7 protein-coding genes are annotated in these 17,666 nt (G+C 40.5%); 5 read left to right on the forward strand and 2 right to left on the reverse strand.

Annotated elements, in window-relative coordinates; all coding sequences use genetic code 11:
- Positions 1–2,394, forward strand: coding sequence for a hypothetical protein (locus tag AC1DYB_RS02875; protein WP_477432247.1), 2,394 nt, complete (start codon positions 1–3; stop codon positions 2,392–2,394).
- A 57-nt stretch (positions 2,395–2,451) separates the two neighbouring features.
- Here the strand turns inward: AC1DYB_RS02875 and AC1DYB_RS02880 are convergent, their stop codons facing one another.
- Positions 2,452–6,015: a VCBS repeat-containing protein gene (locus AC1DYB_RS02880; protein WP_477432249.1), complete on the reverse strand. Its 3,564-nt coding sequence runs from the start codon at positions 6,013–6,015 to the stop codon at positions 2,452–2,454.
- A 235-nt stretch (positions 6,016–6,250) separates the two neighbouring features.
- Between AC1DYB_RS02880 and AC1DYB_RS02885 the strand changes: the two genes are divergently transcribed.
- On the forward strand, positions 6,251–7,573 hold the full coding sequence (locus AC1DYB_RS02885) for a vanadium-dependent haloperoxidase (RefSeq protein WP_477432251.1): 1,323 nt from the start codon (positions 6,251–6,253) through the stop codon (positions 7,571–7,573).
- A 4-nt stretch (positions 7,574–7,577) separates the two neighbouring features.
- Here the strand turns inward: AC1DYB_RS02885 and AC1DYB_RS02890 are convergent, their stop codons facing one another.
- Positions 7,578–11,564: a hybrid sensor histidine kinase/response regulator transcription factor gene (locus AC1DYB_RS02890; protein WP_477432253.1), complete on the reverse strand. Its 3,987-nt coding sequence runs from the start codon at positions 11,562–11,564 to the stop codon at positions 7,578–7,580.
- 194 nt (positions 11,565–11,758) lie between these two features.
- On the opposite strand from AC1DYB_RS02890, the gene AC1DYB_RS02895 reads away from it, so the two are divergent.
- From AC1DYB_RS02895 to AC1DYB_RS02905, 3 genes are read left to right on the forward strand one after another with little or no spacing between them, the layout of a single operon-like run.
- Positions 11,759–14,965 carry a SusC/RagA family TonB-linked outer membrane protein gene (locus tag AC1DYB_RS02895; RefSeq protein WP_477432255.1) on the forward strand — a complete coding sequence of 1,069 codons (3,207 nt, stop codon included), beginning with the start codon at positions 11,759–11,761 and terminating at the stop codon, positions 14,963–14,965.
- A 23-nt stretch (positions 14,966–14,988) separates the two neighbouring features.
- Complete coding sequence (locus tag AC1DYB_RS02900; protein WP_477432258.1) at positions 14,989–16,884, forward strand: RagB/SusD family nutrient uptake outer membrane protein; 1,896 nt, start codon at positions 14,989–14,991, stop codon at positions 16,882–16,884.
- Positions 16,885–16,903: 19 nt separating this feature from the next.
- Positions 16,904–17,602: a DUF3823 domain-containing protein gene (locus AC1DYB_RS02905; RefSeq protein ID WP_295721180.1), complete on the forward strand. Its 699-nt coding sequence runs from the start codon at positions 16,904–16,906 to the stop codon at positions 17,600–17,602.
- Positions 17,603–17,666 lie beyond the last annotated feature (64 nt).

A 17,666-nucleotide genomic window follows, 5' to 3' on the forward strand; every position in this document is an offset into this window, starting at 1 on the left:
ATGAGAAAAATCAGTGTTGTTTTTTTCGCATTCGCGATGTTAACCTTAACCAAATCGTTTGGACAGGTGTTGCCCGATGTGCAGAATAGCTTTAAAGAGTATACCTCAAATACCCTGCAGGAAAAGCTGTATGTACACACCGATAAAAACGGCTATACCGCAGGTGAATTGCTGTGGTTTAAGGTATACAACGTAGATGGCATTTTTATGAAGCCGCTTAACTTAAGTAAAGTTGTGTATGTAGAGGTGCTTGACGAAAAACAGAACCCTGTTTTGCAAACTAAAATAGCCATGAAGGATGGTGCCGGAAGTGGCTCTTTGTATATCCCTGTTAATTTATCAACCGGTAATTTTGTGCTGAGGGCTTATACCAGCTGGATGAAAAATTTTAGTCCCGATTACTATTATTCAAAAAAGCTAATCATCATCAACCCGCTGAAAAGTCCGGATAAAGCAGATAAGAAAGCATGGCCAGCCTATGATGTTCAGTTTTTTCCGGAAGGTGGTAATTTGGTTAACGGTATTACAAGCGTAATTGGCGTAAAGGCCGCAGACCAATGGGGTAAAAGTGTGGATTTTAAAGGAGCGATTTTAAATCAGAAGAACGATACATTAGTGAGGTTTCAACCTCTTAAATTTGGAATTGGCCATTTTACTTTCAAGCCCGAAAATGGTGTTGCGTATCATACTGTCATAAACATTGCCGGCAAAGTAATACAAAAAGAGCTGCCGCCGGTTTACGCCAATGGTTATGTAATGAATTTGAAAGATAACGGCAATGGACAGTTAGCGGTTACAGTGCGTACAAATTTGCCATCAAAAAGTATTTACCTGTTTGCCCATACCCGGAATATGATTAAGCTTGTTGAAACCGAGGTTAATGATAATGGCACAGCTACATTCACCATTGACAAGAATAAACTGGGCGAGGGTATATCACACATTACCATTTTTGATTCCGATAAAAAGCCTGTTTGCGAACGCCTGTATTTCAAACGCCCAACTAAAAATATGGCTATTGAAGCCAATACGGACGCGCTGCAATATACCATCCGCAAAAAAGTTGCTGTTGCTATAAGTGCAAAGGACCAGGGCAATAAGCCTGTGGCTGCTGATTTGTCATTATCAGTTTACAGGCTGGATTCTTTACAGCATAATGATCCGGAAAATATACTCAGCTATTTATGGTTAAGGTCTGATCTGAAAGGGAATATTGAATTGCCTGGATACTATTTTAAAAACACCAATGCCACGGCAGATGAGGCTTTAGATAACCTGATGCTTACACAAGGCTGGAGAAGTTTTGCATGGAACGATGTATTAAGTAAAAATGCGCCTGTATTTAACTTTTTACCGGAGCTGAACGGACCCATTATTACGGCTAAGATCACTAATAAATTAAACGAGCAACCAGGAAAAGATATTGTTGCTTATTTGGGTATACCGGGCAAACATATACAACTATACTCGGCAAAAAGCGATGCCCGCGGCCGGCTGATCTTTAATATGAAAGAGTTTTATGGGCAAAATGAGGTTGTTGCAGAAACCAATACTACTATTGACACTAATTACAGGATTGATATTTTAACTCCATTTTCTGAACGGTTTGCTCCTATAGCATTACCGCGCCTGGATGTTACCCCTGCTATGCAAACCACATTTGAAGATCAAACCATAGCCATGCAGGTGCAGAATATTTACAACGGCCCCCGGATGAAACAGTTTAACGAGCCGTATGTAGATACCAGCGCATTTTATGGACCTCCATTTAAAACTTATCTTTTAGATAATTACACCCGTTTTACAACCATTGAAGAGGTAATGCGCGAATATATCAGGGAAGTTAACGTGTTTCACACGCGTAACCAGTTTAGGGTAAGGGTAGTTAGCGGGATAGGTTTCCTGGGCGAAGAAGACCCCATGGTGCTGATTGATGGTGTGCCATTTTTTAATATGAATAAAGTATTTGCCGTTGATCCGCTTAAAATTCGCAAGCTGGAGGATGTGCCTTTTAACTACTCCCTGGGTGCATCTTATGAAAAAGGGATACTAAGCCTCACAAGCTATAAAGGCGACCTTGGTGGTGCCGAAATAGATCCGCACGCGGTAGTATTGGATTATGAAGGATTGCAGCAGCAGCGTCAATTTTATTCACCGGCGTATGATACTGATGAGCAGGCGGCAAGCCACATGCCCGATTTTAGGAACGTGTTGTATTGGGCTTCATCTGTAAATACAGGCGCTGCCGGCAAAAAGCAGGTGTCGTTTTATACTTCAGATCAACCGGGGAAATATATTGGTGTGATAGAAGGCATAAGCCCTAACGGTGAAGCCGGCAGCCAAACCTTTAGTTTTGAGGTAATGCCCGGTTATTCAACACAGGTAAATAAGTAAAACTGTTTTGATAAGATATTTAAATGGCGGAGTTTTAATAAAACTCTGCCATTTGTATTAATTAGTCAAATCTCTTTTTTTGCCGGTATAGCCGGTTATAGTGATCTTTGCAACATCGGCATCAACCTCCAAATTACGTGAGGATTGCGATAGGTAAGTAGAACCATAGTAAAACTCCACCCGTTTTTTGGTGTTGTTTTTATAGGTAATATCAGCATAAAAATCATCCGGTTTAAGCTTAATAAACTTCTTCGATTTGGTGGTATTGCCCGTTTGTTGATAAACTTTCAGGCTGTCCTGGTTTTGTGTGGCAACAAAAATATTTTCTCCTTTTGCCGATTGCACTGAAGCTAATCCTTTAGCATCTCCATTAATAAATAAACCGCTTTGGGCTATGGATAGGGGAGCAAAGCCACCTTTGCCATTACCTTTCATATACAAACCCATAAAGGCGTCATGGCGGCCGGTAAAAGGCTCCATGCCGAAATCATTACCAACCATTATTAAGTCGAGGTTACCATCCTGGTCAACATCTTTAGCAACCATACCGTAAACCGGGGCCATTTGGGTAGCCAAAGGCATCGCGCTTATTTGGAATTTTCCGTTTCCTTTATTTTCGATAAAGCTGGTGTTCATATCGGTAGCTTTCATGATCACCGCGTTTTCTTTATCCTTATCGCTCCAAAGGTCATCCATGGTGGCGTGACCAAAGCCCCGGTAGCTCGGGTATTTTTTACGGATAGAAATAAGCTGACTAATTAAATCATCGCGGGTATGCATCGGGAATGGCTTTTGGGAGCCGTCTTCGGCTTTCATATAGCAAAATATCATGGCATCAAATGAGCCGTTACCATCAAGATCTTTCCCCATAATAGTCATAGGTTGGGTAAATGATGCTTTATAGTTGGAGTTTTGACCCAGGTTTCCGGCTATATAATCAATATTGCCATCATTATTAAAATCGCCGGCCACTATACTATTCCACCACCCCACATGAGTATCAATACCCGATTTTATTTTTTTAAAGCCGCTTCCATCGCCTTTGTAAAAGGTGATCGGCATCCATTCGCCAACTACAATCAAATCAACTTTGCCGTCCTTATCAAAATCTGTCCATAAAGCATCAGTGATCATTCCGCCGTGTACCAGGTCGGGGCAAAGCTGTGCCGTTACATCTGTAAATTTACCGCCATCGTTCCTGTATAAATGGCTCGCCGGCGATGATGGATAAGCGCCAGAAACTGAACGCCCACCGACAAACAGGTCGAGGTCGCCATCATGATCAAAATCTGCAGCACGAACGCAGGAACCGTTATCATACTCTACTGGTACAGCTCCAAAGCTTTTGCTGAACTGTCCTTTGCCGTTATTGATATACAAGCGGTCTTGTGCCGATGTATGATCTTTAGGGAATTCATAACTACCACTCACCACATACAGGTCAAGGAAGCCATCGTTATTGGCATCAAACAGAAGCGCGCCCATATCTTCTTCTTCCTTAAAGCTATCGTTTAAAAAACGGTTACTGTCCATGGTAAATTTGCCGTCACTACCCTGCATAAAAAACACCCCTTTGTTGCCGGCAGATCCACCGATGTAAAAATCATCATAACCGTTATTATCAATATCGCCTACAGCAACCGATGGCCCGTACTGGCTTAGTTTATGAGGTAAAGTTGGCTGAATGTTGTAGTCAATCGCATCTTTCTCCTGGTGTACATATTTTATACCGAGTTGATTTTCAGCTGATTTAAAAACAGGTTTGGCATTAACCGGTATCCCCGCCGGGTAGCTGCCCGCGCTGTTTTTATATTGCAGGGTGATGCTTTGGTTGGCCCTAATGTTTTCAATTAATTGTGTTTTACCATCGGCCCAGCGGATGCGCAGCGAATCAACTTTATTTGCAGTGCCAATACCAAAATGTGCTTTGGCATCGTCGGTACTCATATACCCCCGGCAGGGCTGCTGGTCATAAAACTGCTGTTTGCCCTGGTAATATACCCGAATGATGGCGCCTATACCATCACGATTTTTGGTGTCGCCCTGTAAGGCAACTGTTAAGTAATTATGGGCTTGGGCTACCTGTGTTTTATTGTTCAGGGTATTTTCATAAATAAAGGCATCGTCGTCAATATTGTTGATCACCAGGTCAAGATCGCCGTCGTTATCCAGATCGGCATAAACACCGCCTGTTGAAAAGGTTGGCTTAACTATGCCCCAGTCTTTTGACTGATCTGCAAACATATAACCACCCTGATTTTTAAAAGCGTAGCTGGCTGTTTTAACAACGGGGAATGAATCGGCAGCGGCCAATGTTCTGTTTTCCTTAACCGTGCGGCCCTGGTCGTTGCTGTAAAGTGCATGGTCAAGGTCGGTAACATCGCGTGGGTATCCGTTTGTGATCACCATATCCCGGTAACCGTCGTTATCAAAATCAGCTACCAGTGGTGTCCAGCTCCAATCCGTTTGATAAACACCGGCCATGTAGGCAACATCGCTAAATTGAGGGTGACCTAAAGGCGTTTGCCCTTGGTTTAATTGCAGTACGTTACGAATGTACTGATGCTCATATTTAAATTTTGTATTGTTGATGTAGGTGATATAGTTATCACCCATCAGCATGGTTTTTTTGCGCACGTTTTCTTCAGGAAGCATCTCTAATGATACCAGGTCGGGGAGACCATCGTTGTTGATGTCTACCATATCTGACCCCATTACCGACCAACCCGTATGCTTAAAATATTCGCCTGCGCGGTTGGTAAATGTTCCGTTTTTGTTGTTGATATATAACAGATCGTTCGATATAAAATCGTTACCCACATAAATATCCGGCCAGCCATCGTTGTTGATATCAGTAATAGATACAGAGTTGCCAAAACCTTCCATCAAAATGCCAGCCTCTTTGGTAACATTGGTAAATGTGCCATTGCCATTGTTGCGGTATAGCCGATCGTTGTTCTCGGCGCTGCCATCACTTAGTTTGGGGCGATAGGCAACCGGTGTTGTTTTACCCAAAAAGTTGGTAAGCAGGTACATATCCAGGTCGCCATCATGGTCGTAATCAAAAAATATGGCCTGTGTGCTGTAACCATCGTCATCCAGGCCGTAAGCCTTTGCTTCATCCTTAAAAATTGGAATGCCGTCTTTATTATTTCCCTGGTTTATATAAAGCATATTGCGGCGCTGTTCGGGGTTCGATTTGAAAGATGCGCACACATAAATATCCTGTTTTCCATCGTTATTGATATCTATTACCGATACGCCCGCGCTCCATTTACCTTCGCCATTTACCCCTGCAATATCAGTAACATCGTTAAATTTCAGGTCGCCTTTGTTAATGTATAATTTGTTGGCAACCATATTACCGGCAAAATAAACATCGGGCAAGCCATCATTATTAAAATCACCTATCCCTACACCTGCACCATTGTATAAATAAGGATGATTCAGGATGTTGATACTGTCACTGGGGGTTAAAGTGTTTTTGAATTTGATGCCGGTTTGAGATGGATCCAACAGTTTAAAAAGGGTAGGGCCGCCCTGTTTGCGCGAACAACCCTGGGCCAAAAAAAGGAATAGTATTATAAACAGTTTAAACTGGATTGGTAAACTTTTTATCATGAAATTATCGCTACTAATTGAATATTGGTTTATGCTATGGTTAAGCTTTAACTTACTGGTGATTAAACAGTAAGCGTACGTAAAGAAAATGGATTTTGACATAAAGGATTCTGCAAATCATATCAATATTTCGTCAAATAGTATCGTGTAATGTTTGTTTATGTATTTACTATTAGCTTTGATTATTAACCCGTTAGTGCCAATTAACCTCAATTGAATTATTGTTATCCGTTATATGAAGAAATTTTACTTTGTTTTATTTATTGCCTCGCTATTAATTTCCTGTTCATCCAAACAAAAGGGATGGCAAAAATTAGCCGAAGATCCTAATTATATCCATCGGTCTGTTAGGGAGGTTACAGAAGTAATGCTGCATGATATTTATTCGCCCCCCGTTGCCAGTCGCATTTATGCTTATATCACCGTTGCCGGATATGAAGCGGCGGTTAATGGAAATAAAAACTATATATCACTTGCAGGGCAATTGAAAGGGCTCGATTCTATCCCCACGCCCGAAGCTGGTAAACAATATTGCTACTCTTTAGCTGCATCACACGCTATTTTAACGGTTGGTAAGATACTGGTGATGTCGGAAGGTAGGATAGAGGGCTTTCATACTACGTTGATGGACGAATACAAAAATACAGGCATGCCCGATGATGTATACCAAAATTCCATTGATTACGGAAAGCTTATTGCGGATAGGATACTTAAATGGGCTGGTAAGGATAATTATAAGCACACAAGATCATTATCTAAATACGATGTGCAAACCGATGATGCAACCTGGAAACCTACTCCACCAGCCTACATGAAAGGCGTTGAGCCGCATTGGAACGAAATAAGGACCTTTATTCTCGATTCGGCACAGCAGTTTAAACCGGCAAAAGCGGTTGATTTTTCTTTAAAACCCGACAGCTACTTTTATAAACTGGCTGTAGCCGTACGCGAAGCAGGACTGCATTTAACTCCTGAACAAACAAGAATAGCCAATTATTGGGATGATAACCCATTTAAGGTGAATACCAACGGGCATACCATGTTTGCCACAAAGAAAATATCGCCGGGAGGACACTGGATAAATATTACCGGCATTGTTTGCAGAAAGGTGAATGCAGATTACGTGCGCACCTCAGAAGCTTACGCTTGCATGGCGGTTGTAATTGCCGATAGCTTTATCAATTGCTGGGACGAAAAGTATAAAAGCAAAGTGATACGGCCCGAAACCTATATTAATCAATACATTGACCAAAACTGGATGCCCCTGCTGCAAACGCCACCTTTCCCGGAGTATACCAGTGGGCACAGCGTAGTTTCAAATGCATCGGCTATAGTGCTTGGCAAATTATTTGGCAGTAATTTGGCTTTTACCGACTCTACAGAGGTAGAATTTAGTATTCCTGCACGCCAGTTTAAATCATTTAAAGCAGCAGCTGATGAGGCTGCCATTAGCCGTTTTTACGGGGGCATTCATTATATGCCATCCATAGTTAACGGGGTTGATGAAGGCGTAAGGATTGGTGAGTTTGCCCTTACCAAATTAAAAACCCGCAGGTAGGTACTTAAAATGTTTTAATCTTACTGTTTCTCTTATTTTGCTGATACTCCGTTGGGGTAGTGCCAAATTGTTTTAAAAAGTTACGGCCCAGGTGCGATTGTGAGCTATAACCAACCATATTGGCCACTTCATAAACTTTATAATCACCATCCTCCAGCAGTTTTGCGGCGGCTTTTAAGCGGGTAATATTGATAAGCTCGTTGATGGTAAGGTTTGATATAGCTTTAACTTTACGGTATAAAGTTGGCTTGCTCATATTCATCAAATTGGCAATGTGCTCCACATCCAGGTCCGGGTTTTGGATGTTGTGGTTAATAACCGCGTTTAGTTTATCCAAAAAGCTTTCATCAGGTTTGGAGTAAGCCATGGTTTTGATATTGGCCAGCGGCGAACTTGCAAAATGGTCTTTTATTTTATTGCGGTTGATAAGCAGATTAGCTATTTGCACCTGTAAATGCTCGGGCGAAAATGGTTTTTCTATATAGGCATCGGCACCAACTTCCAAACCTTCAATTTTACTTTGCAGGGTGTTTTTGGCGGTGAGTAGTATGATGGGGATATGGCTGTAATCAAAATTGGTTTTTATTCGTTTACACAGTTCAAATCCATCAATAACCGGCATCATTACATCACTGATGATAAGCTGAATGTTTTCAATTTCTATCATATCCAGGGCCTCCTGACCGTTGAAGGCTTTTATAACAGCATATTTATCGCTCAGGTCATCCGAAATAAAATCAAGGATCTCGGGATTGTCATCCACTAAAAGTATAATCGGCTTCATAAAATCAAAATTATCTTCTTTAACAGTATCGGTTAGTTCGTAATTGTCTGGAGTGTTGTGCAGGTCAAATTCTTTTTCCTGGTGTATGGGTAATGTGAGGTTAAAAATATTAAAATCATTAATTGATTTGTTTAAAACCAATAAGCCCTTGTGTAATTCGGCCAGCGAGCGTGAAAGCGAAAGCCCTATGCCTGTACCTATCTGCTTCTCCGATTCCTTCATCCTAAAAAAAGGTTCGAATATTTTTTCCCGCATTTCATAGGGAACTATATACCCGTTGTTCCTGATTTCGACGGTGAAAGTACAATCGTTTGGTTCACTCTTCAGTAGTTCAATTTCTACTGCTGATGTGCCGTACTTAATGGCGTTGTTGATAAGATTACTTATGATTTTGGTAAAAGCCTCTATATCCACGTAAGCATACAAGTTTTTGTCAACATGTTTTAGAGAATAGCTTTGATTTTTTTGCTCGGCCATCGGTTTAAATCTCGAAAATACATCCTCAAGTAACTCGGCAATATCGGTTTTAACAAAACTCAGGCTAAATCCGTTGGTTTCGGTCTTCCTGAAATCCAGCAACTGGTTAGTAAGATCGAGCAAACGGTTGGTGTTTTTTTCCATTATTTTAAGATTGTTCTGGATATCCGGAACATGCTCGGCCCTTTTAATAACTTTCTCCATTGGCCCCTTTATCAAAGTTAACGGAGTACGTATTTCATGGGCAACATTGGTAAAAAACTCAATTTTGGCATTGTAGATCTGCCTCTCTTTATCGCTTTCCAGTATTTCAATCAACCTGTTGTTTCTTAGGCGGTTGCGGGTATGGTATTGATTCAGCAGGTAATAAATGGTCAAAATAATTAGTAAAGCATACAGTATATAGGCCCACACACTTTCCCAAAATGGAGGGGCAATATTTATTTGAAGTATGGTTTCTTTTGTAAGCCAGGCACCATTGTTATTTGCGGCTTTAACTATAAAAGTATAATGGCCGGGTAATAATTGAGTAAAATAAACCTTCCGGTTTCGGTTCAAATCTGTCCACCCTTTATCGAGCCCTTTCATCATGTATTTATACCGGGTCATTTCGGGCGATGGAAAACTTAGCGCCGCAAAATCAATACTGAAAGATGATTGGTTATAATTTAAATCGATTTTTTTGGTGTAGATAATAGAGCTGTTGAGTAATGAATCGCTGCCTTTAACCAAAATCTCCTGGTTATGTACCTGGAATCCGGTTATGTATACCGGGGCCACAAAATTATTTTCTTTAAATGCCGATGGATTAAAACTTACCATGCCTTTTACACAACCAAAGTACATGGTGCCATCTGTATCTTTAAATGCCGAGTTGTAGTTAAACTGATCGCTTAACAGCCCACTTGCCTTGGTATAAATTTTTATACCATCGTTTATAATGTTTAAACAAACCAGGCCACGGGTAGTGCTCACCCATATGTTTTTCTTGTCATCTTCCAGAATTCTGAAAACGTAGTTGCTGGGAAAGCCATTGCTGAGGTCAAAAAATTTATAAGCTCCTGTATGCAGATTGTATTTCCATAACCCAAGCCCTTCGGTTGCAAACCATAGGTTATTGTTGCTATCTTCAAATAAACCATTTACCGTGGTGTTATTGAGCGCGTTTTTTACCGTGTACCTGTAATTAAATTTACTGCCGGTGTTTTTATCGGGATCATAACAGTAAATACCATCATGTACAGTACCAACCCACACTTTGCCGTTATGATCTTCGAGCAGGGAGTAAACAAAATCGTGCTCGGGTACCCGGTCAATAAGTGTAAAATCCTTTTTCTCCGTATTATACCGGTACAGGCCTTGAGTTGTCCCTATCAAAATTGCGCCAGACCGTGTTTTGATGAAACAGATGATGAAATTACTTTTCAGATCGTTTTTCCCCTTGCCTGCCAGGTAATAGCGTACTACCTTGCCGGTAGGTATATTCAGAATATCCAAACCGCGTTCAAACGTGCCTATAAACAGTTCATTACCATTGGCAAGTAAGCCATGTATGTTGGTATTGGTAATGCCGTTTTTTACACCCGGAAAGTAATGTGTCCAGGTGGTTTTATCGGGACTTAGCTTATTAAGTCCGTTATCTTCGGTTCCTAACCAAAGATTACCATATATATCTTTACAAATTTCGCGTACAACGTTACCATTCAGCGAATTTTCGGGACCCGGATAATACTTGTTAAAAGTAGAGTATTGTTTTGGATAGTAATTAAGCCCGCCAAAAAAGGTGCCTACCCAAATGCCACCCTCCACATCCTTATACAGAGTATATACCGCATTGTCGGAAATAGAATAGGGGTCGTTATACTTTTTTTTGAGATTAGTGAAAGTGCCTTTTGCTACATCATATATAAATACCCCCGATTCTGTTGCTATCCAGAATTCGTTTTCGGTATATTTTACAAAATCTCTTACATAAACAGCCGTTTTATTGGTGTTATAGGTTAAAAGATCTTTATAAGTACCGTTACTGCAATCAAACTCCTTGAGCCCCTGGCTGGTGGTGCCAATAAATATTTTGTTGTTGCCAACTGCAAATATCTTTTCGATAAAGGTTGAGGTAACCCACTGAGAATTTTTAAATACATTAAAGCCTGTAAACGCGTGGGCAACGGTATCCAATTTATTTAACGTACCGGTTGTTGATGATACCCATATATCGCCATTGTTAATAGCTATTGAACTTGCTTCAAAATGCTGGTATGATTTGTAATCGATTATTTTACCTGTTCTTTTCTCATACTTCATTAAGCTACCTCTTGATACAAACCAGCAGTTGCCATAGCGGTCGTTTACAATATATCTTATGGCGTTATTGTTTGTCGTAATGTGGGTGAACTTTTCGGTTTTGGGGGTGTAATTATCAAGGCCCTGGTCGGTAGCTACCCAAAAGCTGCCGTCTTTATCAATTGATAAAGCATGTACCATGTTACTGATGATGCTGTTTTTATCTTTGGGATTATGCCTGAAAACTTTAAAAGTATAGCCATCAAAACGGTTTAATCCATCTTTGGTACCAAACCATAAAAATCCCTGTTTATCCTGCAGGCTGCAGTAAACGGTATTGTTTGACAGTCCGTTTTCTACCTGGTAATGCCTGAAGTAATAAGGCTGCGCATTACAGATATTAAACGGAACAAGGAGTAATAAATAAAATAAATATATCGGTCTCAAAATGGTTCGCTTAGACAAATATAACCATTCTGATTAACGGTTTTCGTCTGAATAAAAATTGATACTTTTTGACTAATTATTGATATGATTTGGTTAATAAGGAGCACCCAAAATCCTTTTTCTTTACATCGTAATTTAAATATGTCATCCCTACATTTTTAAAAACAACAATTAACCAATAAATAAATAACTTTATGAGAAAATTTTTACTACTCAGGTATGAGGGGTTCTCCCACATGCAATGGCCACCCAGTAAATGGCGCCAAAAAGTAACATTAGTTGTATTTTCCATCATGAGCTGCCTGCTTTTTTCGCTCGGTGCATCTGCACAGGTGAAGGTAAGCGGAACCGTATCTGATACTACGGGCGAGGCGCTTACGGGCGTGGGTATACGGATACGCGGAGCGCAGGGAGGAACAACAACAGATGTAAAAGGACACTTCAGTATCACTGTACCTGATGCCAACAGCGTTTTGGTATTAAGCTACATTGGTTTTACAACTATGAATGTACCTTTAGATGGTAAAACCGTAATAACGGTACGTATGAAATCAAGTAACGCATCCTTACAGGAGATTGTGGTAACTGGTTACGGTTCGCAAAAAAAGGAATCTATTACGGGTGCAATCTCCAGCGTAACCAGTAAAGATCTTGATCGGGTGCATGCCGGTTCAACGGTAAGTACAGGTTTAGCGGGCAAAATTCCGGGCGTTACTTTCAGAATGTCCGAAGGCCGGCCGGGAGCAAGCGCCAACATCCAGATTCGTAACATGGGCTCGCCTTTATATGTAATTGATGGCATCCAGCAAGATGAAGGTCAGTTTAATAACCTTTCACCAAATGATGTAGAGAGTATTACTGTTTTAAAGGATGGTTCGGCGGCTATTTACGGGGTGCGTGCTGCAAATGGTGTTGTGGTGGTAACCACAAAGAAGGGTAGTGGTGACGCCCGCATCAATATTGATGCTTATACAGGCTATCAAAATTGGTTTAGGTTTCCCAATGTGCTTACCAACTCCTATGATTACATGCGCTATCGGGCCGAGGCAGAGGTAAATGACAATGGTTCAACAAGTATTACTCAGGCCGAACTTGATAAGTACAAAGCAGGTACTGATCCGGCTTACCGTAGTTTTAACTGGCGCGATTATGTTTTGAAAAGCAATAATAATGCCCCTCAAAACTCAGTTAATGCCAATTTTACAGGTGGAACAGATAGAGTTAACTATTATGTATCGGCAACAAATTTATATCAGAACTCACAATTGGGTAAAGAGTATAAATTTAACCGCTCAAATATCCAATCAAATGTTTCTGTTAAGGTTGCAGCTGGCTTAAAAGTTAGCCTGGATATCAATGGGCGTATAGAAACCCGCGAAAATCCAGGTGTACCGGGAGGGGACGATTATTTCCTGGCCAAGTTTGCTGTATTAAGGAATACACCTCTGGAGCGTCCTTTTGCAAATGACAATCCTGCTTATTTAAATGATATTGGTCACACCGAATCAAATTACGCGTTTTTGAACGATAAACTTTCAGGTGTATATCATAGCGATTGGCGTGTATTACAAACCAATTTTGGTGCAGAGTATCAGATACCAGGCATCAAAGGGTTAACGTTAAAAGGTTTATACTCGTATTATATTGCCGATTATTTACTAAACAACCAGGAGTATACCTACAATGCTTATACTTACAGGCCTGCAACAAACACCTATGATATAACAGGCGGGAGCACCAATCCATGGAGAGAACGTGAACAACGTAAAGAATTTGCCAAGACTTTACAATGGCAGTTAAACTATAATAATACATTTGGCAAGCATACCGTAGGTGCTACATTTGTATCTGAGCGCATTGAGCTGCAGCACTTAAGGAACTGGATTCATGCATCACCGGTTTCAAACAACCTGCCGCTTATTTATTTCCCTACTGCCGATAGATATGAGGATAGCGATAACAAAGAGGCCCGTATTGGCTACATCGGCAGAGTCAATTACAATTACGATAACAAATATTACTTAGAAGCATCGGCAAGACGTGATGCATCATACCTTTTTGCACCAGATAAACGTGTTGGTTATTTCCCCGGTGTATCTGCCGGCTGGAGAATTACCCAGGAAGGATTTATGAAAAACCTGCTGGGAGATCACAGCGTACTTAATGATTTGAAAATTCGTGGTTCATATGGTGTATTAGGAGATGATAGAAATCCTAATAACTCAAGTCAGCCGATTATTGGTGCTTATTCTTATCTGCCTGGTTACAACTACAATACAGGTACTGCCATAATTGATGGTAATGCCGTTGTAACATCCAGAGATAAAGGTATAGTAACTACTAATATATCATGGTTAAAAAGTAAGATAACTGATGTTGGGATGGATTTTAGTTTCCTAAATAGCAGTCTTACCGGTACCGTTGATTATTTTTACAGGAAACGTACTGGCTTGCTTGGTACAAAAAATGACGTGATCTTACCTATAGAGGTAGGTTATGGATTGCCTCAGGAAAATACCAGCAGCGATTCACAGCGAGGAGGAGAAATCGCACTTAATTATAATGGTAAAGTTGGCAATTTTACTTTTAATGTAGGTGGTAATTTTTCATACAGCCGCCAAAAGAATTTACAGTCATACAACCCATTGTTTTATAATTCATGGGATCAATACCGAAACTCAACAGAAAACAGGTACTCGCATATAGATTGGGGTTACCAGGTTATAGGTCAGTTCACGTCACAGGCTCAGATTAATAACTATACTGTTAACATTGATGGTAAAGGCAACCGTAGCTTACTACCCGGGGATTTGATATACAAAGATCAAAACGGAGATGGTAAAATTGACCAATACGATGATCGTCCGATTGGGTTTGGTTATGGCACACAACCTAATATTAACTTTGGGTTTACTTTGGGAGGAGCATACAAAGGGTTTGATTTTCATGCAGATTTCTCTGGTGGTGCAGGTTATACCTGGTTCCAGAACTGGGAAACAAGATGGGCTTTCCAAAACAACGGTAACTTAAATACAATATTTGAAGATAGGTATCACCATTCAGATCCATTTGATGTAAACAGCACATGGATCCCTGGTAAATATCCCGCAAACAGGGTAAATCCGGGCACCGGTCACAGCGATTACTCACATAATTCAACCTTCTGGTTACACAGCGTAAAGTATCTTAGAGCAAGAACTCTTGAATTGGGTTATTCATTACCTGCTAATTTATTGGCAAAGGTTAAGATCAGGAAAGCTAGATTTTATGTTAACGCGTATAATATGTTTTCATTTGATAACTTGAAGCAATACTCGGTTGATCCCGAAACAACGGACGATAACGGGCTTCAGTTTCCTCAAAGTAAGGTCCTTAACTTCGGTGTTAATTTAACCTTTTAATTAATCCCTTAAGTTTAAATTCAATGAAAAAAATAACAATAATAACTACGTTTGCTGCCCTGTTAATTACGGGATCATGCAAAAAAGATAGCGAGTTTTTAAACGTACCGCCTAAACAAATTGTAACCGCCGATCTGGCGTTTTCAGATCCTAACCTGGTGCTTTCAATCCTGGGCGACCTATACAACCGAACAGTTGATTTTTCTGGTCTTGATAACGGCTGGTCTTCCTTTGCTGATTTTAGTGAGTCATTCCCTTCAGAAAATGGCAGCTCATTCTTTGTACAAAGAACCGGCTGGGGCTATGGCGAATGGGGTACATGGGATTACACCTATGTTAGGGACCTGAACCTTTTTATTAAGCGCGCAACAACAGCAACTAAACTTACCGCAGCAGATAAAAATCAATTTATTGCCGAAGGCAGATTTCTGCGGGCCAATTATTATTTTGAACTGGTGAAGAGGATGGGTGGTGTACCACTGATTACCGAGCCGCTTGATTATGATTTTTCGGGCAATGTTATTCCTTTGCAAATACCACGTTCAAAAGAATCTGATGTATATGATTTCATAATCAGTGAAGCTGAGGCTATTAAAGGATTATTACCGCCAAAACCTGAAGAAAAATCAAGAGCAACACCCGGTGCTATATTAGCTATGGAAGCAAGAGCGGCTTTATATGCAGCATCAATTGCTAAATATGGCGCTACAACTCCACAGGTTACACTACCAGGCAACGAGGTGGGTATCCCTGCAAGCATGGCAACCGGCTACTATACTAAAGCTTTGGCAGCAGCACAGGCTATAATTAATGGCAGTGCCGGTAATTATTCTTTGTACAAACAACTGCCTGATCCAAGTGACAACTTTGCCAATCTATTTTTAGATAAAGCCAGTTCAGAGTCGATATTTGTGGAGGATTTTAAAGCTAACGGAGGCAAAACCCATGGCTTTACTACCAACGATCAACCTTATTCTATATCTGACGAAGGTTTAGATGCCGGCCGCTTAAATCCTTCATTAAACCTGGTTGAAGCTTTTGAAAAACTGGATAATACTTATGCGCCTTTGGCAACTAAAGATGGCTCTGGCAATCCAATTTATTATGCAGATCAGCTTGATATTTTTGCCAACAGAGACGCAAGACTGGCGGGTACCGTGCTTTTACCCAATGGTTTATTTAAAGGTAAACGTACTGATGTATGGGCAGGCTACCAGTTGGCCGATGGAAGCATACTTACCAGTGGTGATGCCGTTCAGTTAAAGCCATTGCCGGGTACAACCACTCCCGTACAGGTGGTAGGTAAGGATGGACCGGTAAATGGTTTGGAATTCCGTACTCAAACCGGTTTTTATATTCGTAAATATCTTGATCCAACTGTAGGTTCTGGTCGTCGTGGCCGTGGTAGCGATGTTAACTTTATTCGTTATCGTTATGCCGAGGTTTTATTAAACGGAGCTGAAGCAGCCTTTGAATTAGGCCAGGCAGGTGTAGCAGCCGGATATATGAATCAGGTTAGGGCCCGCGCAGGTTTAACCATACCATTAACAGCAGCCAACATTACATTTGACAGGATAGTTCATGAGCGCCGTATTGAACTTGCCTTTGAAGGGCATACATTATTTGATATGAAACGCTGGAGACTTGCTCACATAGTTTGGGATGGTAACCAGATGACAGTTGCTGATCTTGTTAGTAATATTGGCAAGGCTTCTAAACACAATACCCAGCCTTACGGATTATGGCCATACAAATATTATAATCCTGGTAATGCTAACAATGGTAAGTGGTTATTTAAGGAAGTTAAGCCAAGCTCGGTAACTGGCACCAACAGGTTTCAATTGGGTAATTATTACTCACAAATTGGGGATGATATATTGTCAGCAAACCCTAAAATTGTTAAACAACCAAATCAATAGTATTAATTAAATTACGATCATGAAAATAAAATTTCATCATATAATTATAGCGCTTTTACTTGCAACCACGGGTTGTAAGAAAGATAATTATGATGCGCCATCATCAACGTTTAGCGGGCGTTTAACTTACAAAGGCGATGCAATAAATGTGGAATATAACCAGGTGCCTTTTGAGCTTTATCAGCCGGGATTTGGTAAAACAGGCGCTATTGTGGGCACATTTGGCCAGGATGGAGTTTATTCAACACTTTTGTTTAATGGCAAATATAAATTTACTATACCGCCAAATCAGGGTCCTTTCATGTGGAAGGAACTGAGTGCAGGTAAGAGAGATAGTTTAGCTATTACCATAAGCGGCAGCCAGAAAATGGATATTGAGGTAACTCCTTACTATATGGTACGCAATGCTAATATAACCGCTGGCAGTAACAAGGTAACAGCTGTTTTTAGTATAGAAAAGGTAATTACTGATGCTAATGCCAAAGGTATTGACAGGGTGAACCTTTATATCAATAAAACCCAGTTTGTGTCTAATGGAGATAATATAGCTAACTCGGAATTAGCGGGCTCGGCAATTACAAGCCTGAATAACATCACTATGAATGTTAGTATTCCTGGTATATCACCTACCCAGAACTATGTTTTTGCCCGTGTAGGTATTAAAATAAGTGGGGTTGAGGATATGATTTTCTCTCCTTTAGTAAAAGTGTCCTTCTAAGTTAATAATTGGTTGGGGTCATGCTATTCAGTATGGCCCCTTTTTTCTTTCCAATAATTTTATT

This window comes from Mucilaginibacter sp. P2_A4, assembly GCF_056405015.1.

What these genes read in the sequence shown, in the direction of transcription:
- AC1DYB_RS02875 (WP_477432247.1), top strand. Translation starts at nt 1, where the DNA reads ATGAGAAAAATCAGTGTTGTTTTTTTCGCATTCGCGATGTTAACCTTA.
- AC1DYB_RS02880 (WP_477432249.1), bottom strand. Translation starts at nt 6,015, where the DNA reads ATGATAAAAAGTTTACCAATCCAGTTTAAACTGTTTATAATACTATTC.
- AC1DYB_RS02885 (WP_477432251.1), top strand. Translation starts at nt 6,251, where the DNA reads ATGAAGAAATTTTACTTTGTTTTATTTATTGCCTCGCTATTAATTTCC.
- AC1DYB_RS02895 (WP_477432255.1), top strand. Translation starts at nt 11,759, where the DNA reads ATGAGAAAATTTTTACTACTCAGGTATGAGGGGTTCTCCCACATGCAA.
- AC1DYB_RS02900 (WP_477432258.1), top strand. Translation starts at nt 14,989, where the DNA reads ATGAAAAAAATAACAATAATAACTACGTTTGCTGCCCTGTTAATTACG.
- AC1DYB_RS02905 (WP_295721180.1), top strand. Translation starts at nt 16,904, where the DNA reads ATGAAAATAAAATTTCATCATATAATTATAGCGCTTTTACTTGCAACC.